This window comes from Massilia pinisoli (assembly GCF_024753285.1).
GTDB lineage: Bacteria > Pseudomonadota > Gammaproteobacteria > Burkholderiales > Burkholderiaceae_D > Telluria > Telluria pinisoli.
Genome location: NZ_JANUGW010000008.1, coordinates 1 through 20136, shown reverse-complemented (window position 1 = coordinate 20136; position 20136 = coordinate 1). Strand labels below are relative to the sequence as shown.

Annotated in this window: 21 protein-coding genes and 1 pseudogene; 6 read left to right on the top strand and 16 right to left on the bottom strand. The window is 66.6% G+C overall.

The window, feature by feature from the left end; translation table 11 throughout:
* Nucleotides 1–4: 4 nt before the first annotated feature.
* The gene (locus tag NX784_RS12670) at nt 5–700 is read right to left on the bottom strand and encodes a YIP1 family protein (RefSeq protein ID WP_258817030.1); all 696 of its coding nucleotides are present in this window, start codon (nt 698–700) and stop codon (nt 5–7) included.
* Between the two features lie 378 nt (nt 701–1078).
* On the opposite strand from NX784_RS12670, the gene NX784_RS12665 reads away from it, so the two are divergent.
* Both NX784_RS12665 and NX784_RS12660 read left to right on the top strand, forming a co-directional pair.
* Entirely contained in the window at nt 1079–1687 is a 609-nt protein-coding gene (locus NX784_RS12665) for a tetratricopeptide repeat protein (RefSeq protein WP_258817029.1), read from the top strand.
* Nucleotides 1688–1703: 16 nt separating this feature from the next.
* The gene (locus NX784_RS12660; protein WP_258817028.1) at nt 1704–2258 is read left to right on the top strand and encodes a hypothetical protein; all 555 of its coding nucleotides are present in this window, start codon (nt 1704–1706) and stop codon (nt 2256–2258) included.
* 151 nt (nt 2259–2409) lie between these two features.
* On the opposite strand, the gene NX784_RS12655 is transcribed toward NX784_RS12660, so the two are convergent.
* Nucleotides 2410–2994, bottom strand: a complete 585-nt coding sequence (locus NX784_RS12655) for a TetR/AcrR family transcriptional regulator (RefSeq protein ID WP_258817027.1) — start codon at nt 2992–2994, stop codon at nt 2410–2412.
* A gap of 105 nt (nt 2995–3099) precedes the next feature.
* On the opposite strand from NX784_RS12655, the gene NX784_RS12650 reads away from it, so the two are divergent.
* Nucleotides 3100–3750: a glutathione S-transferase family protein gene (locus NX784_RS12650; RefSeq protein ID WP_258817025.1), complete on the top strand. Its 651-nt coding sequence runs from the start codon at nt 3100–3102 to the stop codon at nt 3748–3750.
* 99 nt (nt 3751–3849) lie between these two features.
* A complete protein-coding gene (locus tag NX784_RS12645; protein ID WP_258817024.1) occupies nt 3850–5784 on the top strand; it encodes an SPFH domain-containing protein in 1935 nt (644 codons plus the stop codon).
* Here the strand turns inward: NX784_RS12645 and NX784_RS12640 are convergent.
* The 6 genes and pseudogenes from NX784_RS12640 to NX784_RS12615 form a co-directional block, all read right to left on the bottom strand.
* Nucleotides 5747–7222, bottom strand: coding sequence for a radical SAM protein (locus tag NX784_RS12640; protein WP_258817022.1), 1476 nt, complete (start codon nt 7220–7222; stop codon nt 5747–5749). The two genes, NX784_RS12645 and NX784_RS12640, sit on opposite strands and share 38 nt — an antisense overlap.
* Nucleotides 7219–8001 carry a hypothetical protein gene (locus NX784_RS12635; RefSeq protein WP_258817021.1) on the bottom strand — a complete coding sequence of 261 codons (783 nt, stop codon included), beginning with the start codon at nt 7999–8001 and terminating at the stop codon, nt 7219–7221. Before NX784_RS12635 ends, NX784_RS12640 begins: the two co-directional genes overlap by 4 nt.
* Nucleotides 7998–8750 carry a prolipoprotein diacylglyceryl transferase gene (locus NX784_RS12630; protein ID WP_258817020.1) on the bottom strand — a complete coding sequence of 251 codons (753 nt, stop codon included), beginning with the start codon at nt 8748–8750 and terminating at the stop codon, nt 7998–8000. The genes NX784_RS12635 and NX784_RS12630 overlap by 4 nt, the downstream gene beginning before the upstream one ends.
* Nucleotides 8747–8980, bottom strand: a complete 234-nt coding sequence (locus tag NX784_RS12625; RefSeq protein WP_258817019.1) for a hypothetical protein — start codon at nt 8978–8980, stop codon at nt 8747–8749. Before NX784_RS12625 ends, NX784_RS12630 begins: the two co-directional genes overlap by 4 nt.
* A gap of 45 nt (nt 8981–9025) precedes the next feature.
* Nucleotides 9026–9682, bottom strand: a complete 657-nt coding sequence (pyrE, locus tag NX784_RS12620) for an orotate phosphoribosyltransferase (protein ID WP_258817237.1) — start codon at nt 9680–9682, stop codon at nt 9026–9028.
* Between the two features lie 258 nt (nt 9683–9940).
* Nucleotides 9941–10924 (bottom strand): annotated as a pseudogene (locus tag NX784_RS12615) (MEDS domain-containing protein); the annotation flags it as partial.
* A gap of 283 nt (nt 10925–11207) precedes the next feature.
* Here NX784_RS12615 and NX784_RS12610 point away from each other — a divergent pair.
* Nucleotides 11208–11978, top strand: a complete 771-nt coding sequence (locus NX784_RS12610; RefSeq protein ID WP_258817018.1) for an exodeoxyribonuclease III — start codon at nt 11208–11210, stop codon at nt 11976–11978.
* Between the two features lie 9 nt (nt 11979–11987).
* Here NX784_RS12610 and NX784_RS12605 read toward each other — a convergent pair whose 3' ends face one another.
* From NX784_RS12605 to gshB, 8 genes are all read right to left on the bottom strand, one after another.
* On the bottom strand, nt 11988–12929 hold the full coding sequence (locus NX784_RS12605) for an RluA family pseudouridine synthase (protein WP_258817017.1): 942 nt from the start codon (nt 12927–12929) through the stop codon (nt 11988–11990).
* Nucleotides 12930–12936: 7 nt separating this feature from the next.
* Complete coding sequence (locus NX784_RS12600; protein ID WP_258817016.1) at nt 12937–13884, bottom strand: M48 family metallopeptidase; 948 nt, start codon at nt 13882–13884, stop codon at nt 12937–12939.
* Between the two features lie 120 nt (nt 13885–14004).
* Nucleotides 14005–14625, bottom strand: coding sequence for a methionine biosynthesis protein MetW (gene metW, locus NX784_RS12595; protein WP_258817015.1), 621 nt, complete (start codon nt 14623–14625; stop codon nt 14005–14007).
* Nucleotides 14622–15734, bottom strand: coding sequence for a homoserine O-succinyltransferase MetX (gene metX / locus NX784_RS12590; protein WP_370662936.1), 1113 nt, complete (start codon nt 15732–15734; stop codon nt 14622–14624). The genes metW and metX overlap by 4 nt, the downstream gene beginning before the upstream one ends.
* 66 nt (nt 15735–15800) lie before the next feature.
* Nucleotides 15801–17552: a phosphoenolpyruvate--protein phosphotransferase gene (ptsP, locus tag NX784_RS12585; protein WP_258817013.1), complete on the bottom strand. Its 1752-nt coding sequence runs from the start codon at nt 17550–17552 to the stop codon at nt 15801–15803.
* Between the two features lie 38 nt (nt 17553–17590).
* On the bottom strand, nt 17591–17860 hold the full coding sequence (locus NX784_RS12580; RefSeq protein ID WP_258817012.1) for an HPr family phosphocarrier protein: 270 nt from the start codon (nt 17858–17860) through the stop codon (nt 17591–17593).
* A 34-nt stretch (nt 17861–17894) separates the two neighbouring features.
* Entirely contained in the window at nt 17895–18299 is a 405-nt protein-coding gene (locus NX784_RS12575) for a PTS sugar transporter subunit IIA (protein ID WP_258817011.1), read from the bottom strand.
* A gap of 3 nt (nt 18300–18302) precedes the next feature.
* Nucleotides 18303–19250 carry a glutathione synthase gene (gshB, locus tag NX784_RS12570; protein WP_258817010.1) on the bottom strand — a complete coding sequence of 316 codons (948 nt, stop codon included), beginning with the start codon at nt 19248–19250 and terminating at the stop codon, nt 18303–18305.
* Between the two features lie 191 nt (nt 19251–19441).
* Between gshB and NX784_RS12565 the strand changes: the two genes are divergently transcribed.
* Nucleotides 19442–20136 (top strand): class I SAM-dependent methyltransferase (locus NX784_RS12565; protein ID WP_258817009.1); only part of this gene is annotated, 695 nt, incomplete at its 3' end.

Sequence of the window (20136 nt, the reverse complement as noted above, 5' to 3'; positions counted from 1 at the left end):
ACGCTCAACCGAGGAAAGCGATTTTCGCGGCCCAGATGCCGTAGACGAGCACGTACGGCAGCACCGCGACCATGGCGCAGGCGCCGGTCGAACGCCCCGTCCAGGCCTTCAGGCCGATGAAGGCCAGCGCCATGGACCACACGGACGTCAGGTCGAGATTGGTGGCGAGACCGAACCACGGGCTCGACATCGGCAGGTGCAGCAGCAGGTAGTTGAGCGACACCATGCTCATGTCTTCCGGCGCCAGGCGGCCGCCCGACGTCATGATCTGCAACGCGGACAGCGGCACCGTCAGCAGGCGCGGGATGCTGGTCCAGACGGCGAAACCGAACCACTTGCCGTAGCCGATGCCGGTGCCCAGCGCCTTGCCCGCCAACAGGTAGTACACGGCCACGAGCGCGCACAGGACGGGCGTGCCCAGCACGGCGCCGGCGCCGGACATCCACATCATCGTCTTCGGGGTGAACAACTGCTCCATCGCCGCCCGCGCCTCCGGCTTCGTCACGCCTTGCGAGGCCACCATGTGATCGCGGAACCAAGAGAAATCGAGCGTCGCGACATACCAGTAGCTGAGGGCCAGCGTCAGCAGGACGAGGACCAGCAGTGGAATGAAGGGCCGTGGCTTGTCCTTCAGCCGGGCGAAGGTGGGCGAGGGTGCGAGGATGACGTTGCCGATGTCGAAGAGTGGCTGCGTGGCCATATTGTGGACTCCCAGGTCGTTGTTATCGCCGGGCAGCACCTGCTGCACGGTTGCCGGGTAGTCTAGGGGATTCGGCGCGCTGAAAACTCACCAATTGTCATTACGAAATCTGCCAGCACGCCACACTCGCTCTGGGACGGCGCGCGGTGTTTACGCGGCGCTTGCGCGGCGCACGCATCTTTATACATGGCGTTTACACGGCGGCCGGCACACACTCGTGGTCCCATCAAATGCCCTCCGAGTGGCTCTTATGTGGGGCCAGCGGACCGAATATAGTCTGCCAATACGCATGGGAGATGCAGAGAATTTTTCATGACTTGTCGAATTCTGCCAGCTCGTTCGTCGATAAGGACATCCCGTCTCCACCATCCGACGACCATGAAAAAGCAGATCGCCGCAATGATGCTCGTGCTTGGGCTGCACGGTCCCTCGGCCGCCGGCGTCGCCGAGGGCATCGAAGCGTACAACGGACACGATTACGCGCTGGCGCTGAGGGAAATCGCGCCCTTCGCGAAGGCCGGCAATGCGGACGCACAGCATGTGCTCGGCCTGATGTACTACATGGGCCGCGGCGTGCCACGCGACTACGCACAAGCCTTCGCATGGCATTACAAGGCGGCCATACAGGGCCTGCCCGCCGCACAGTACGTGATCGGCGCGATGTATTACACGGGCAACGCGGTTCCCCGCGACCCGGTGCGGGCAGTCTCGTGGTTCCGCAAGGCGGCTGAACAAGGCCATCCGGACGCGCAATATGCCCTTGGCCTGCTGTACCGCTACCACGTGGCAGGACTGCCCGAGGACGCGGTGCTGGCCTACATGCTGTGGAATCTTGCCGCTGCGAACGGCCACCGCGATGCCGTCGCAAAAAGGTCTGCCCTCGCGCGCAGCATGACGGAAGAGCAGATCGCGGAGGCGCAAAGCTTGTCGCGCAACTGGCGTCCGGGCAGGCCCTTGCCGACCCGGACGCATCCCGTCACGAACTGACGATACTGGAGGGAATATGCGAACACAGATCGGATGGATACTCTGGCTGCTCGCAAGCGTCAGCATCGCCGCTACGGCTGCGCCACCGCCCGACGGCCAGCACGATTTCGACTGGGAAATCGGCACCTGGACCACCAGCTTGAAACGCCTGCGCGAACCGCTCAGCGGCAAGACCGAGTGGGTCGAGTACGAGGGCACGTCGGTCTTCAAGCCGGCCATGGGCGGGCGCGCCAACCTCGTCGAACTCGACGTGCGCGGCAATGCCGGCCGCATCGCGGGTGTGTCACTGCGCCTGTACCGGCCCGCGAGCGGCCAGTGGGCTCTGCATTTTGCGAACCTCGCGAACGGTCTGATGACCGACCCGATGTACGGTGCCTTCCAGGACGGCCGGGGCAGCTTCTACGGCCAGGATACGGTGGACGGCCGCGTGGTCCTGGTGCGCTTCCTGATCACGCCGATGGGCGCGGATCGGTGGCGTTTCGAGCAGGCTTACTCGACCGACGGCGGCCAGCGCTGGGAGACCAACTGGATCGCTATCGACACCCGCGTGAAGCCGACCGCTAAGCCGTAAAGAGGCGTGCCAAACTTTATCGTTGCAAGCGACATATGCAAAACCGTTCGCCGAGCTTACGTGGCGAACGTTATTTGCGAGAACAACCTGTTGGGATGGGCTGACCTCACCGGGGCTTGGTGGCGAACTTGATCGTTCGCCCACACCGCACTCACGCGTCGCCTTGCAGCAGCGCCAGCGCCTGCTCGCGCGCCGCGGCCCGCAGCGATCTGCGCAGCACCGCGTCGTCCGTCGTGCGCGCCAGCACCATGCCGCCCACGCACAGCGCGACGATCGCCTGCGCGCGCCGTTCGCCATCGGCCTCGTGCGCGAGCGCGCCCGCGTACACGTACACGAGGTTGCGGATCAGCTGCGTGTACGCCTTTTGCGGGGAGAGGCCCGCGCGCGCCACGTCGCCCGGCAACGCGTACAGCGGGCAATGCGCTTCGATGTTGTCGAACACCTCGTCGCTCAGGTAGATGTCGACGAGCATGCGCGCGAGTTCCTCCGGCGCGGGCGGCGGGACGTCCTTGAAATCGGGCTTGAACGGATTGCACGTGCTGAAGCTGGCGACGGCCGCCGCGTACAGCTCGTCCTTGCTGTCGAAGTGGTGATAAAAGCCGCCGCGGGTCAGACCGGCCTCAGACATCACGCGGTCGATCGACACCTGTTCGAAGCCGTGGCGGTTGAACAACCGGCGCGCCGCATGGACGATGCGTTCGCGGGTCTGGGCCTTGTGTTCGCTACTGTAGGGCATGCGGGTCTCCTTTCGAGAACGGCATTATGCGCGCATCCACATTATGTTCTTGAACATATTTTGTGCGGGCGTATGCTGGTCGACATTCACCCAAGGAGACCACCAATGCCTACCCTGACCACCTTCCGTGCCGTTCCCTCGTTTGCCGTCGGCCACGTGCGCGACCTGCGCGTGCGCTGGGCCCTCGACGAAGCCGGCGAACCGTATGACGTGCGCCTGATCGGCTTCGAGGGGAAAGAATCGCCCGCCTACCGCCGCGAGCAGCCGTTCGCCCAGGTGCCCGTGCTGCAGGACGGCGACCTGACGCTGTTCGAGACGGGCGCGATCCTGCTGCACCTGGGCGAGCGCTTCCCCGTCCTGCTGCCACGCGATCCGGACGGCCGCGCGCAGGTCACGATGTGGTCGTTCGCCGCGTTGAATTCGGTCGAGCCCTACGTCGGCAATCTTTCCAACCTCGTCGCGTTTTCGATGAATGAACCGTGGGCCGCCGCGCAGCGCCCGGTGCTGGAAGAGATCGCGCTGAAGCGGCTGGGACAGGTGGACGACTGGCTCGCAGGCCGCGACTACCTGGCCGGCGATTTCAGCGCGGCCGACATCCTCATGACGACCGTCGTGCGCCTGCTCGACGGCATGGGCTATGTCGAGCGCTTCGCACGCCTGACGGCCTGGCGCGACCGCTGCATGGCGCGCCCCGCCTACCGCAAGGCGCTGGCGGCCCAGGTGGCGCAGTACGCAACGGAGCCCGTTGCCGCCTGATTTTTACGGGGCCGTTGCGTCCGGCCCCGATCTGTATACACCGTTTTTACGCCCGCCCCGCTACGCTGGTCTCGTCATCATTCGTCGAAAGGACGTCATATGTTCGAGATTATCGCCGTCGCGGCCGCGGGCGTAGTTGCTGCCGTCATCCTGGTTCTCGTGCGCAGCTGCGTGGTCTACATCCCCAACGACAAGATCGGGATCGTGGAAAAGAAATGGTCGGGACGCGGCTCCGTGCAGGCCGGGTTCATCGCGCTGCAGGGCGAAGCGGGCTTCCAGCCGGGCGTGCTGCGCGGGGGCTTTCACTTCTTCGCGCCGTTCCAGTACCGCGTGCACCGGCAGAACCTCGTCACCATCCAGCAGGGCACCCTCGCCTACGTGTTCGCGCGCGACGGCCTGCCGATGGCGCCGAGCCAGAACCTCGGCTGCAACAAGGCCGCGGACGACTTCACCGACGTCGCGGCGTTCCTCGCCAAAGGCGGCCAGAAAGGCCTGCAGCGCAAGATCCTGCGCGAGGGCACGTATGCCATCAACGTCGCGCAATTTGTCGTGCTTGCGGAAGACCGCGTGTATGCACTGCCGCTGCCGGGCGACGCCAACGTCGACGACAAGGGCGGCGTCCGCGGCATCCTGGCCGCCGTCCACGACGACCTCGTCGCGCGCGGCGGCTTCCGCCCGCTCGTGATCCGCGAAGACAAGCTGGCCGTCGTCACGACGCACGAAGGCCAGTCGCTGCCGGAAGGGACGATCGTCGCGCCCATCGTCGGCGCCGACCCGGCCGACGCGGCGCGCTACCACCACGATTACCAGAACCCGGAGACGTTCATCGACGCGGGCGGCTACAAGGGCCGCCAGCTGCAGGTGCTCGTCGAAGGCACGTACTACCTGAACGCGCGCTTCGCGTCGTGGGAAATCGTGCCGAAGACGGAGGTACCCGTCGGCTTCGTGGGCGTCATCGTGTCGTACACGGGCAAGGCCGGCCTGGACCTGACGGGCGACGATTACCGCCACGGCGAACTGGTGGGGCCCGACGAAAAAGGCGTGCAGGCGACGCCCCTGCTGCCCGGCAAATACGCGCTGAACCCGTACGCGAAACGCGTGATCGAAGTGCCGACGACGAACTTCATCCTGAAATGGCAGGCGGGCGCCATCGGTTCGCACGAACTGGACAAGCACCTGTCCGAAGTGTCGCTGATCACGAAGGACGCGTTCGAGCCGGACCTGCCGCTGTCCGTCGTCGTCAACATCGACTACAAGATGGCGCCGCTCGTGATCCAGCGCTTCGGCGACATCCGCAAGCTCGTCGAGCAGACGCTCGATCCGATGGTGGCCGCGTATTTCAAGAACGTCGGCCAGCGCAAGACCTTGATCGAGTTGCTGCAGGAACGGTCGGACATCCAGGAACGCGCGATGGCGGAAATGCGCCGCAACTTCGAAGGCTATAACCTCACGTTGAACGAAGTCCTGATCGGCACGCCGCGCGCGAAGCAAGGCGATACGCAGATCGAGACGATCCTGCGCCAGCTGCGCGAGCGCCAGGTGTCACGCGAACAGCTGGAGACGTACCGCACGAAGGAAGCGGCCGCGCAGCAGGAACGCATCCTGCGCGAAGCGGAGGCGCGCGCGAAGCAGCAGACGTCGATCACGGAATCGGAACTCGCCGTGCGCATCGCGGAAAACCAGGGCAGCGCCGCCGTGCAGAAAGCGATCAAGGCCGCCGAGGAAGCGCGCCAGAACGCGGCCGGCGCGGCCGACGCCAAGCGCCGTCTCGCGGAGGCGGAAGCGTTCCAGCTGGAAGCCGTCGGCCAGGCGCAGGCCAAGGCGACGGAACTGAACGTGGCCGCGTACGGCGGCCCGGAACTGCAGTTCCAGCAGACCGTGCTGCTGCGCTTCGCCGAGGCCATCGAGCGCGGTCAGGTGGCGCTCGTGCCGTCGATCCAGGTGGGCGGGCGCGAAGGCGGCGGCACCGCCGTCGACGCGTTCCTCGCGATGGCCGTCAAGCAGATGGCGATGCCGGCACCAGCGGTATCGTAGTCTTCTCGCGCCGGCGCGCGAAATCGTAGGCGATGCCGGCGCGGATGTGTTCCAGTTTGCGGCCGTCGCGGTACAGCAGGTTGTAGCTCTCGAACGGGACGAGGCGGCCGTCCGGCAGCGCGAAGTGGATGCACGATTTCTTCAGCGCGCGCACGTCCAGCGAATACGCATCCATGAATTGCACGATCAGCACGCGGAACACGTTGTCGTAGCGGAGTGCGGACGGCGCGCTGATCAGGGGCAGGCAGCACATCAGCTCCGACAGGCAGTTGGCCTGCGATTCCGGCGAGTGGTTCGTCGAGAACAGTTTGAACACCTGGTCCTTCACGACGTCCCGCATCCCCGCATCGCGCTCGAACACGATCGTGTTGCCGCTGCCCTCCACGAGCGTCTGCGGATCGAGCCAGCGCGTCAGCGGGACGGTGCCGTCCGCCGTCTTGATCGCATACGCCATCGCCAGCGTGTCCGGGTTGCACGGCACGGGCACCACGTCTTCCAGCGTGAACAGGCGGCTTTGCTCGGCGATGCGGCGGCGGATCTCGGACACCGTCAGGCGGTGCAGGCGCGGATCGTAGTCTTCCACGCGGCCCGCGTCCTGGATCGGCTGCAGGGTCACGCCGCGCACGCACGGCTGCGCGAGCGCGAAGTCGATGATCTCGCCGATCTCGCCGTCGTTCAAGCCCTTCTTCAACGTGACGACGAGCGTCGTCGACAGGCCCGCCTCATTCAGGTTGTCGAGGGCCTGGCGGCGGATGCGCGTGAGGTCGGCGCCGCGCAATTCGCGGTGGACCTCCGCGCGCAGTGAATCGAATTGCAGATAGACCTCGATGCCGGGCGCGTAGCCGGCCAGGCGCGCGACGAAATCCTTGTCCTGCGCGAGCACGATGCCGTTCGTGTTGACCATCACGTGCTTGATCGGCCGGGCCTTCGCGGCGTCGAGGATGTCCCAGAACTGCGGGTGCAACGTGGGCTCGCCGCCGGACAATTGCATCACGTCGGCCTCGCCTTCGTTGGCGACGATCGCGTCGAGCATGCGGACGACGTCTTCCAGCGGACGATGGCGCTCGCGGTGCGTGCCGCTCTCCGCATAGCACACGGGGCAGTTCAGGTTGCAGTTGTCCGTGATCTCGACGACGGACAGGCACGAGTGCTGCATATGGTCCGGGCACAGGCCGCAGTCGTACGGGCAGCCGTATTCCATCGTCGTGTTGAACTGCTGCGGCATCTCCGGGTGCTTGACGAAGACTTCGCGGCACAGGCGGTAGTACGCGACGTCGTCGCTGACGAGCACGCGTTCGACGCCATGCGCGCCGCACCACTTGTCCATGTAGACCTTGTCGTCCTTGAACACGATCTTCGCTTCCACCGGATGCAGGCAGGTCGAGCAGACGGACGTCGTCGTGTCGTAGAACAGGTACGGGCGGGATTTGCGGCTCATGGTTGCTCCTTGCGCTGGGGCCCCGGGTAGTCTCGTTCGGATGCCGCGATCTGGCGTTGCAGTTCGGCGGCGCGGCGCTCGGCGGCGGCGAAGTCCTCCGCCGACACGGACGGCCGCGCTTTCGCGATCGTCTCGGTGTCACGTGCCAGCAGGAGTATGGCCAGCGCGTCCGCGCGCCGGGCCGGCTCGATGTGCGCCCCCGTCGCTTCCCACAACAGGTAGGCCGAAGACGATGCGCCACATGCGAGGATGCCGCGTGCATGCCAGATGCGGGCCTGTTCGGGTCGACCGGCCCTGGCCAGCGCCAGGCCCGCGCGCCCTGCGGGATTGCCGACGCCGGCAAGGTCGCACCCGTGGGCAAAAGCACGCTGCAGCAGGACGATGCCGCGTTCGCGGTCGCGCAAGCCTTGCGGCAGGGTGAAATAGGTGCCGGCCCTTCCTTCCGCGAGGATGGTGCCGAGCCGTCCCATGGCCAGGCCATCGTCTTGCGCGGCCGCCTGTTCCAGCAGGGCCAATGCGCGCCGCAGCTCCGCGGGGTCCTGGCCCGACCCGGCCAGCAGCTCATCGGCGAGTGCGACGCGCGCCTTCGCATCGCCCGCCGCGGCCGCCGGTTCCAGCGCGGCGATGCGCCGCTGCCGCGCCGCTTCCATCTCGCGCGCGGCGTTCCTGCGCTGGACATTGTCGACGACCGTCATCGTGATGCAGCCGGTGCTGCCGACGCATGCGAGGGCGAGCAGCAGCGCACCCGCGCGCGGCAGTGTCGAACGAAGGAGTGTCACGATCGTAGGTTCTCCAAGGTTTGCCGGACGACGAACGGCAGGTAGCACACGAGCGCGACGACGCACACGAGCTGGATGCCGGACAGCCCGAATGCATACTCATACGGCACCGGCTTGATGCCGTCCACGAGCAGGCGCCACGCCAGGTAGGCGGCGAGATACAGCTTGAATGCGAGGCCGGGCGTGCGCGCGAGCGTCCCGCGCGCGTGCCACAGCAAGGCGCCCGCGGCCAGCGCGAACACCAGGTCGTAGACCTGCGTGGGATGGCGCGGCACGCCGTCGCCGAAGTCGACGCCCCACGGCAGCGTGGTCGGCACGCCGTACGTCCCGTCGTTCAGGCCCGCGAGGAAGCAGCCGATGCGGCCGACGACGGTGCCGACGACGAGCGGCAGGATGAACTGGTCGCCCGTCGACCCGCGGATGCCGGCAAGCTTCTTGGCGATCTCCACGCCGAGCAGGCCGCCCAGCAGCCCGCCGACGATCGATTGGCCGGACGCGATCAGGCGCCAGTCCGGAACCACGCCTTGCCACAGGTGCGGCATCTCGATCCAGAACACGAGCTTGTTGCCGATGGCGGCGCCGAGGATGCAGCCGACGACGACGGCGAAAGACCCCGGCTGCAGCAGCGCGGGCTGGCTGGCGCGCCGGCGCTGCCAGCGGTACAGCTGCACGCCGCCGGCCAGCGCCAGCCATTCGAACACGAGGTGGACGGTCTGCGCCGTCGCGGCGGAAAGGACGGGGCCGGTCATTCGACGGCGGGCGGACGCTTGCGCCACAGCCTGAAAAGGGCTAATCCGCATACGAGGGCGATGCCGAGCCCGATCAGGCCGAAGACGAGCGCGATCGACGAGAAATTCTCTGGCCCGGGTGAAGACATGCCGGCCAGCCCGCTGATGGTACCTGCGGCGCCGCACAGACCGAAGCCCGCGAGCATGACACACAGGAAGGCCGTCAAAATGCCGCGAGCGATGTTGTTCATGGCAGCTCCAAAAAGATTGCCGCCATTACATCACATTCCTGCGGCTCAGGCTACGCCGTATTGCTGGCGATACGCGGCCACGGCGTCCTTGTACTGGGCCAGCTTGGGATCGGTTTCCAGGTAGCCGAACAAATCGGCCAGGCTGGCGATCGAGATCACGGGAATGCCATAGGTCTGGCTGACTTCCTGCACCGCGGACAGCGGCGACAGCACGCCATCCTTGCCCCCGCGTTCCATGCGGTCGAGCGCGATCAGCACGGCGGCCGGCTCGGCGCCGGCGGCGCGGATCATCGCGACGGATTCGCGCACGGACGTCCCGGCCGAGATCACGTCGTCGATGATGACGACCTTGCCCGCCAGCTTGGCGCCGACGATGGTGCCACCCTCGCCGTGGTCCTTGGCTTCCTTGCGGTTGTAGGCGAACGACGTGTTGCGGCCTTTCGCCGCCAGCGCCACGGCCGTCGCGGATGCCAGGGTGATGCCCTTGTACGCGGGGCCGAACAGCATGTCGAATTCGAGGCCGGAATCGAGCAGGGTCTGCGCGTAGAAGTCGGCCAGCTTGCCGAGCGTCGCGCCGTCGTGGAACAGGCCCGCATTGAAGAAGTACGGCGACTGACGGCCGGCCTTGGTGATGAACTGGCCGAACTTCAAGACTTCGGCTTCGACTGAAAACGCAATGAACTGTTGGCGCAGATTGTCCACGACACGACCCTCGAACTGTGAAAACCGGTATTGTAATCCGCCCCGCGTGCGCCCGCGCAGCCGGACGTCCACCAGCCGCGCGATGCGCCGCAGCCGGCGGTGCGCGCGTTCGGTGGCCCTGGCGTCCAGCGCGGTGCGCAGCGTACGGCCCACCATGGCGAGGAAATCGTCCTCCGCGCGCCCGGCGGCCTCCAATGCCGCCATCAGTTCGACATTGCGGGCATGAGCGCGCGCGATTTCCGCGACATGGCGCACGTGCTCCGTGGCGTCGCGCGTGAAGCAGCGAGTGTAGCGCAGGCGGCCATCGTCGAAACAGGCGTTCGAGCGGATCACGACGTGCCGGATCGAGCCGTCCTTGCAGCGCAAGCGGGCCGGCTGGTCGTGCACCGGCTCGCCCGCCGCCAGCCGGGCCAGCATGACGTCGACGACGGCCGGGTCGGCGTGGAAGCGTGCCACGTGGTGCCCGACGTATTCTTCCCACCGGTACCCGAGCATCTGCAGCTCGGCCTTGTTGGCCCACAGGATCGTGCCGTCGGCGCCCATCTGGTGCACGCCGATGGCCGCATTCTCGACGATGTCGGCGAACTCGCGCTCGCGCCTGAGCAAGTCCTTTTCCGCCTGGCGCCGCCGCGCCGCCTCGGCCTGCAGCGCGCGCACTTTCTGCTCCAGCCGGACGAGGCCGATGTCGACGGGTTGCCCGGACGGCAGCGGCGCGGCGGCGTCCGCGCACGCGTGGTCGTGCTCGGCGCACACCTGGCGGAACACGTGCGCCGCATTGGCCGACGGGAACAGGGCCCACGGATAGGCGCAGAACAGCGAGAAATCGAGCTTCTTCGCCAATTCGTTCCACAGCCGCTCGAGGTGCAGCGCGGCGTCGTAGCGGCCGCGCGCGCACAGCAGCGCTACCATCTCGCCGAATGCGTGCACGGATGCGCCGCCGGCGCACGCTTCCGCGACGACGCGGCCGACGACGTACTCGAAGCGCGCCCGGTCGGGCCAGCCGTCGACCATGAAGCGCGCCAGCATCGCTTCCGCGTCGAGCCACGTGACGTCCCACGACGGCGGCACGGCCCGCCCTTCCGCGCGCGCCAGCTCGTCCAGGCGCCGGCGCAGCGCGTCGAGGTGCGCACCGGTGGCGATCACGATCCCCCGCCCTCGCGCCCGTAGCGCCCGCTCGACGAAGGAAGCGACCTCGTCGAGCAACGTATCGCTGTCATCATAAAAACGGACGAAATGCCCCATCTTGCCATGCTTACCGGACAACAAGTCGTCAATCTTGATCAGCACGTGGGTCCCTGGTGGGTCGAAGGAAGCGGCGACGGAATCTTTGCTCACAAGACGTTGACGTCGCGCATAGAAAACATGAAAGATGTCATTCTATCCACGTTAACAGCCGTAAAGACCATGCCATGCGGACAGGTCGTAATTGTGTTGATATGGATCAAAACACGATACACTGTGCGCCTCGCATCGGCCCACCGGCCCGCGCCGGCCGGCCGCGCTTTCCACCCAACCGCTTTCGATCATGCCAAGAATCATTTCCGCCAACCTGAACGGCATCCGCTCCGCCCACAAGAAAGGTTTCTTCAACTGGATGGCCAACCAGGACGCCGATTTCATCTGCGTCCAGGAGTTGAAGGCCCAGCAGGCCGACATGACCGAGGAATTCCTCGCGCCGCACGGCTACCACGGCCATTTCCACTATGCCGAGAAAAAGGGTTACTCGGGTACGGGCGTCTACAGCCGCGTCAAGCCGGATACCGTCAAGTCGGGCTTCGGCTGCACCGAATTCGACAACGAGGGCCGCTACACGCGCGCCGACGTGGGCGACCTGACCGTCATTTCCGTGTACTGCCCGTCCGGCTCGTCGTCGCCGGAGCGCCAGGAAGCCAAGTTCCGCTTCATGGAAGTGTTCCTGCCGCACTTGCAGGAATTGAAGGCCGAGGGCCGCGAGATCGTCATCTGCGGCGACTGGAACATCGCGCACAAGGAAATCGACCTCAAAAACTGGAAGGGCAACCTGAAGAATTCGGGCTTCCTGCCGGAGGAACGCGCGTGGATGACGCGCATCTTCGACGAGCTGGGTCTCGTCGACGTCCACCGCGGCATCGACCAGCGCCCGGAACAATACACGTGGTGGAGCAACCGCGGCCAGGCCTGGGCGAAGAACGTGGGGTGGCGCATCGACTACCACGTCGCCACGCCGGGCATCGCCGCCCGCGCCCACGCGGTCTCGATCTACAAGGACGAGCGCTTTTCCGATCACGCGCCGCTGATCATCGACTACGCGCTCTGACGCTGCCGTTCAGCGCGCGGGCCAGTCGAGCTCGCGCGTGCTTTCGAAACTGCGCGCTTCTCCCGTGAGCGGATCGTCGAAGTGGATCGACCGCGCCAGCAATTGCAGCGGCGCGGAAAAATCGTCGCCCTTGCACGGCAGCGCGACGGGATAGAAGGCGTCGTTCAGGATCGGCACGCCCAGCGACGCCATGTGCAGGCGCAGCTGGTGCTTGCGGCCCGTGTGCGGGTGCAGGCGGTAGCGCGCCACGTCGCCGCGCGTTTCCAGCAGCTCGACGAACGTCTCCGAATTCGGCTCGCCCTCCTCTTCCCGCATCACGAAGAACTTGTCGCCGTCGACCATGCGGCTCTTGTACGTGAACGGGAACTCGCGCCCATACAGGACGGGCGCCAGCGCCTCGTACACCTTGCGGATGCTGCGCTTCTGGAACATCGACTGGTACGTGCCGCGCGTCGCTAGGTTGTGCGAGAAGATGACGACGCCGGCCGTCTCGCGGTCGAGGCGGTGGATCGGCGTCAGGTGCGGCAAATCGAACTGCTGTTTCAGCCGCACGAGCAAGGTCTCGCGCAGGAAGCGTCCCGTCGGGATCATCGGCAGGAAGTGCGGCTTGTCGACGACGAGCAGGTGCTCGTCCTGGAAGATGACGCTCTCTGCGAACGGAATCGGCGTCTCGTGTTCCAGCTCGCGGTAGTACCAGATGCGCATGCCCTGACGCACATGGCTGTCGGCCGACAGTGGCGCGCCCACGGCGTCGACGACGTCGCCGCGCGCGAGGCGCTCGGCCCACGGCGGTCCGGCGACGTCGCCAAAGCGTTCCTCGAGAAAGGCCAGCATGCCGCCGGGGCGGGTCTCGGTGATCCACAGATAGCTGGGCGCCACGCCGTCCTTCACCGGCAGCGGTACGACGGCGTTGGCCGTGGCCTGGTGGCCCTTCCTGACGAAACGTGCCATCGACCCTTTACCGTTGTGCGACGTTGGAGCGGTACGGCGGCAACCGGTCGACGGTGGTGCCCTTGCTGCGCGCGTACAGCGGCAGCAGCACGTTCATGTGGCTCTCGATCTGCTCGATTCGCTCGCCGCCGCCCGGGTGCGTGGACAGCAGCTCGATCGGCGCGCCGCTCTGGTTCAGCACGGCCATCTTGTTCCACAGCGCGATGCCGGCGCGCGGGTCGTAGCCGGAGCGCGCGGCGATGTCGAGGCCCACGAGGTCGGCCTCGCGTTCCTCGTCGCGCGAGAATTTCAACACGAGCAGCTGGCCGGCCGCGTTCGTGGCGCCGCGCACGTCCACGCCGAGCCATGCGGACAGCGCCGCGCCGCCCAGCTGGCTCGCGAGGCCCGTGGCCGTCGCCTTGCTCTGCCGGTCGCGCCCGTGCTCGCGCAGCGCGTGCGCGATCTCGTGGCCCATGACGGCCGCGATCTCGTCGTCCGTGAGGCGCAGCTTGTCGATGATGCCCGTGTAGAACGCGACGCGGCCACCCGGCATGCAGAACGCATTCACCTCGTCGGATTTGAGCAGGTTGACCTGCCACTTCCACTGCTGCGCATCCGGGTTCCAGCGCACGGTGTTCGGGATGATGCGCTTGGCGATGGCGCGCAGGCGCTGCACCTGCGGATCGGATTCCGGCACAAGGGCGCCTTCCTGCCGGGCCTTGCTCATCAGCGCCAGGTATTGCTGGGCCGATTGCTCGTTGATGGCCTGCTCGGGCGCGGCGATGTCGCGCCATACGCTGCCGATCCGGTTGCGGTTGAGCGGCTTGACGGCGATGCCGTCCTGCACGACCTGGTCCTGGTTCGGACGATCGTCCTGGGCGCGCGCGGCGTGCGTCGGGGCACAGACGGACGCGCACAGCGCCAGCACGGCGGCCGCCCGGCGGGTACGCGCCCGGGTCTGGAAGATTGGGTTCATGGTTTTCTCCTGCAGAGTTCTGACGACATCATGCCCGCAGCCGACACGTACGTACAACACGTTACGCGAGCGTATGATGACGCGCGCGGCCCGTGCGTGCAAGCGCGGGCCGCCGGACGGTCAGGCCGGGCCGACGAGATCGCGCTTGCGCAGGCGGAACACGGCGAGGCTGCCGCGCAGGTTCGGCAGGAACGACACGGGCTTGCCTTCGGCCAGCGCCACGTATTCCAGCACTTCCAGCCCGCATTTCTCGGCCAGTTCCTTGAAGTCGTAGATCGTCGCATAGCGCAGGTTCGGCGTATCGAACCATTGGTACGGCAACGAGCGCGACACGGGCATGCGGCCCTTCAGCAGCGCGGCGCGGTGCGGCCAGTACGCGAAGTTCGGGAACGACACGATCGCCTCCTTGCCCACGCGGACGATGTCGCGCAGGCGCGCTTCCACGTGCTGCATCATCTGCAGCGACGACAGGCACAGGACCATGTCGAACGCGTCGTCCGCGAACAGGTCGAGGCCCTGCTCCATGTCGTGCTGGATTACGCTGATGCCGCGCTGCGTGCTTTCCAGGACCTTGTCGTCGGCGATCTCCACGCCGTAGCCCGTGCAGTGCTTGGCCTTTTCCAGGTAGCGCAGCATGGCGCCGTCGCCGCAGCCGACGTCCAGCACGTGCGCGCGCTCGTTCACCCAGTGTGCGATGAACGCGAGGTCGGGACGCAACGTGCTCAAGTCTTCGAATTTCATGCGGCCTCCTTCTCGGCGGCGATGCGCTCGAAGTAGGCGCGCACGATGTTCATGTAGCGCGCGTCTTCGAGCAGGAAGGCGTCGTGGCCGTGCGGCGCGTCGATCTCGGCATACGTGACCTTGCGGCGGTTGGCCAGCAGCGCCTCGACGATCTCGCGGCTGCGCTCCGGCGAGAAGCGCCAGTCGGTCGAGAACGACGCGACGAGGTATTGGGCGCGCGTGTTTTCCAGCGCCTTCGCCAGGTTGCCGCCGTGCTCGCGCGCGGGGTCGAAATAGTCGAGCGCCTTCGTGATCAGGAGGTAGGTGTTGGCGTCGAAGTATTCGGAGAACTTGTCGCCCTGGTAGCGCAGGTACGACTCGATCTCGAAGTCGATGCCGAAGTCGAATTTGTACTCGTTGTTCTCGGCCGCGTTGCGCAGCTTGCGGCCGAATTTCTCGGCCATGTCGTCGTTCGACAGATACGTGATGTGGCCAACCATGCGCGCCACCTTCAGGCCGTTCTTCGGCACGACGCCGTGTTCGTAGAAGTCGCCGCCGCGGTAATCCGGATCGGTGAGGATCGCCTGGCGCGCCACGTCGTTGAACGCGATGTTCTGCGCGGAGAGTTTCGGCGTCGACGCGATCACGATGCAATGGCGCAGGCGCTCGGGGAACATGATGCTCCACGCGAGGGCTTGCATGCCGCCCAGCGAACCGCCCATCACCGCGGCAAAGCGCTCGATGCCGAGGCGGTCCGCGAGCAGCGCCTGCGCCGCGACCCAGTCCTCCACCGTCACGACGGGGAACGCGGCGCCGTACGGCTTGCCGGTGGCCGGGTTCGTGTGCATGGGGCCCGTGGACCCGAAGCAGGAGCCGAGGTTGTTGACGCCGATGACGAAGAAGCGGTCCGTGTCGACGGGCTTGCCCGGGCCGACCATATTGTCCCACCAGCCGGCGCTCTTCGGCTGGTCGGCGTAATGGCCCGCCACGTGGTGCGACGCGTTCAGCGCGTGGCAGATCAGCACCGCGTTCGACTTGTCGGCATTCAGCGTGCCGTACGTTTCATACACCAGCGTGTAGTCGCTGATGGCCGCGCCACTGCGCAGGCGTAAAGGTTCGGCGAACTGCATCGCCTGGGGGGAGACTATTCCGATCGATCCCATGAAGACTCGTTATATTGTTGTGGCGTGCGATGACTAGACGGACTGCAGCTGCTCCACGGCGTCGGCGATGGCCGCCGGTTCCATCGCGCGCAGGATGCGCCGCGTGCGCGGCACGAGCCGCGTCAGGTCGCTGGACAGGATTTCCTGCTTGACGGCCAGCAGCTGGGCCGGATGCATCGAGAACTCGCGCAGGCCCATGCCCAGCAACAGGCGCGTGAGCTTGACGTCGCCCGCCATCTCGCCGCACACGGCCACGTCGATGCCGGCCTTGTGCCCTGCCTCGATCGTCATCGCGATCAGGCTCAGTACCGCCGGGTGGAGCGGATTGTACAGGTGCGCCACCTCGTAGTCGACGCGGTCGATCGCCAAGGTGTACTGGATCAGGTCGTTGGTGCCGATCGAGAGGAAGTCGAGGCGCTTGACGAACATCGGCAGCGCCAGCGCGGCGGCCGGGATCTCGATCATGGCGCCCACTTCCACCGTCTCGTCGAACTTGACGTTCTGTTCGCGCAGCTGGGCCTTGGCCTGGGCGATCATGTTCAAGGTCTGGTCGATCTCGAACGCGTGCGCCAGCATCGGGATCAGGATGCGCACCTTGCCGAACGCGGATGCGCGCAGGATCGCGCGCAGCTGCGCGAGGAACATCTGCGGCTCGGCGAGGCAGTAGCGGATCGCGCGCAGGCCCAGCGCCGGGTTCAGTGCCGTGTGTTCGGTCTGGTCGAGCGGCTTGTCGGCGCCCACGTCGAGCGTGCGGATCGTGACGGGCCGTCCCTTCATCGCCAGCACGGCCTTGCGGTACTGTTCGAACTGCTCGTCCTCGTCCGGCACGCGCAGGCCTTGCGCGCCGCGTCCCATGAACAGGAATTCGGAGCGGAACAGGCCCACGCCGACGGCGCCCGCGTCCAGCGCCGGGCCGCAATCGTCGGGCAGCTCGATGTTCGCGAGCAGCGTGATCGCCGTGCCGTCCTTCGTGACGGCCGGCGTCTTCTTCAGCTTCAGCAGGCGCTTGCGCGCCTTCAGCAGCGCGGCCTGGCGTGCGCGGTACTGCTCCATCACGAGCGCGCTCGGATTGCAGATGACGACGCCGGCGTCGCCGTCGACGATCACCCAGTCGTCCTGCTCGATCAGGCGCGACGCCTGGCTCATGCCGACGGCGGCCGGGATGTCCAGGCTGCGCGCGACGATCGCCGTGTGCGAGTTCTGGCCGCCGACGTCCGTGACGAAGCCGACGAACGAGCGGTCGCGGAACGCGAGCATGTCGGCCGGCGAGATGTCGTGCGCGACGACGATCATCTGCGGCTGGAAGTGGTCTTCGCCGACGGGCGGCGGGGCCGGCAGCGCGGTCCCCATCAGCACCTTCAGCACGCGCTCGGCGACCTGCTGGATGTCCTGCTTGCGCTCGCGCAGGTACGGGTCCTCGATCTCGTCGAACTGCGCGGACAGCTCGTCGATCTGCGTGACGAGCGCCCATTCCGCGTTGTAGTGGCGGCTGCGGATGATGTCGAGCGGCGCTTCCGAGATCATCGGATCGGACAGGATCAGCACGTGCACGTCGATGAACGCGCCCAGCTCCGTCGGGGCTTCCTTCGGCAGCTCGGTCCACAGTTCCTGCAGGTTGCGGTGCACTTCGGCGATCGCGTCCTGCAGGCGCTTCACTTCGGCCTCGACCTGCTCTTCCGGCACGAGGTAGTGCTTGACGTCGAGCGCGGCCGGCGTGAGCAGATGCGCACGGCCGATCGAGATCCCGCGCGAGACGGGGATGCCGTGCAGTGTGAACGATGCCATGGAGGGTCCCGGGTGACGTCCGCCTCGTGAATCGGGCATTACTCGCCTTCGCCGAACTTGTCGTTGATCAGCGCGACGAGCGCCGCCATGCATTCCTGTTCGTCGGGACCGTCCGCCTCGAGCGTCACCTTGGCGCCCTTGCCGGCCGCCAGCATCATGACGCCCATGATCGACTTGGCGTTGATGCGGCGCGCGTTGCGGGTGAGCCAGACGTCGCTCTGGAACTTGGCGGCCAGCTGGGTGAATTTGGCGGAAGCGCGGGCGTGCAGGCCCAGCTTGTTGACGATCTCGAGTTCCTGTTGAATCATGTTGTAGTTGTCGTTTCTCTCGTTATCGGTCGGCTCAGGTGCCGAGCCGGATCCTGTTGTCTACCCTGACCGCACCATTCTGCGCGCCGGCCAACGCCATCTCGACCACCACGTCCAGCGTGTCGCGCCGGTACGTGATCGCCCGCAGCAGCATCGGCAGGCTGATGCCCGCGATGATTTCCACGCGTCCCGCCTCCGCCAGCGAATTGCAGCAGTTGGACGGCGTGCCGCCCTTGATGTCGGTGATGACCAGCACGCCGTCGCCTTCGTCCAGGCGCTGAATCGCGCTCTTGGCCAGGGCGTTGATCTCGCTCGTGTCCTGGTCCGCCGTCACGTCGATCGCTTCGAAGCGCTCGGTGGGGCCGCGGAACACGTGCGCGACCGCGGCGATGAATGCCTGGCCCAGCGGAGCGTGGGTCATCAGCAGAATGCCTACCATGTGTCAGTTTCCTGTTACCCGGGCCTCGACGGCGTCGATGAACATCGCCGCGACGTCGAAACCGGTCTGGTCGGTGATCTCCTGGAAGCAGGTGGGGCTGGTGACGTTCACCTCGGTCAGGAAATCGCCGATCACATCCAATCCTACCAGCAACAGACCACGCGCGGCCAGCACCGGGCCCAGACTTTCCGCGATCTCGCGGTCGCGCTCGGACAGCGGCTGCGCGACACCCGTGCCGCCGGCCGCCAGGTTGCCCCGCACTTCGCCGGCCTGCGGGATGCGCGCCAGCGCGAACGGGACCGGCTTGCCGTCGATGACGAGCACGCGCTTGTCGCCCTTGACGATGGCGGGGATGTATTTCTGCGCCATGATCGTGCGCGCGCCGTTCTCCGTCAGCGTCTCGATGATGGAGCCCAGGTTCAGGCCATCGTCGCGGACGCGGAAGATGCCGGCGCCGCCCATGCCGTCCAGCGGTTTGAAGATCACGTCGCCGTGCTCGGCGTGGAAGGCGCGCAGCCGCGTGCCGGACGACGAGACGAGCGTGGGCGACGTGAACTGGCTGAACTGGGCAATCGACAGTTTTTCGTTGTGGTCGCGGATGGCCGAGGGCTTGTTGAAGACGCGCGCGCCCTGGCGCTCGGCCAATTCCAGCAGATAGGTGCCGTACACGTATTCCATGTCGAACGGCGGATCCTTGCGCTGGATGACGGCGTCGAAATCGGACAGCGGGACGGTATCGGTGTCGCCTTCGCGGTACCAGTCGTCGGCGTCGCCGGTCAGCGTGATCTCCGTGGCCTCGGCCGTCACGACGCCCTCTTCCAGCACCATGTGGCGCTGTTCGAAGGCATAGAGCCGGTGGCCGCGCCGCGCCGCCTCGCGCATCATCGCGAACGTCGAGTCCTTGTAGATTTTGAAGCCGGACAGCGGATCGGCGAGAAAAGCGATTTTCATGATGGTCCCAGGGAAGGCAATGCCACGATTTTAGCCGGAAACGCGGATGTTCGCGGAAAGGCGGCCGCGGCCGGGGGACGGGTTACCAGGGCAGCTTCCCCTTGGCAAAATGTCATCCATTCCTCTGACGTTTGCGTCTCCTCAAACGTGCTCCCGGCCCGACCGGGAAGATGGCATCGCAGGAGGCGGACATGAACGACGGAGCGGAACAGGAGCGGATCAACCGGATCTACCGCGCATGGCATGGCGGCGCCGCGCTGGCGAAGTATGCGTGGCACCGGCCCGACGTCGTCCGCCAGACGGCGGCGCGGTCGCGCGTGCTGGCGGCGCTGCTGCCGCTGACGGTCGGGCGCGACCTGTCCTCCGTGCGCGCGCTCGACGTCGGTTGCGGCAACGGCGGTTTCCTGCGCCAGCTGATCGACTGGGGCGCCCTGCCCGCGCACCTTGCGGGCACGGAACTCCAGCAGGACCGGCTGGACCAGGCCCGCGCCCGCACGCCCCCCGGCGTCCACTGGCACCTGGGCCACCTCGATGCCTTCCCCGACGCGAGCCTCGACCTCGTGTGCGCGCACACCGTGTTTTCCTCGATCCTCGACGACGACATGCGGCGCGGCCTGGCCGCCGACATGTGGCGCGTGCTGCGGCCGGGCGGGTGGACGATGATCTTCGATTTCCGCTACAGCAATCCGCGCAATCCCCACGTGCGCAAGGTGACGGACGTCGAGCTGCTGCGGTTCTGGCCCGCCGCCAGCCGCCACTACCGCACTCTCGTGCTGCTGCCGCCGCTGGGGCGGGTGCTGGCGGCGCTGCCGTGGCTGATCCCGGAAACGCTGACGACGTTGCTGCCGCCGCTGCGCTCGCATTTCATCTACATGGCGCGCAAGCC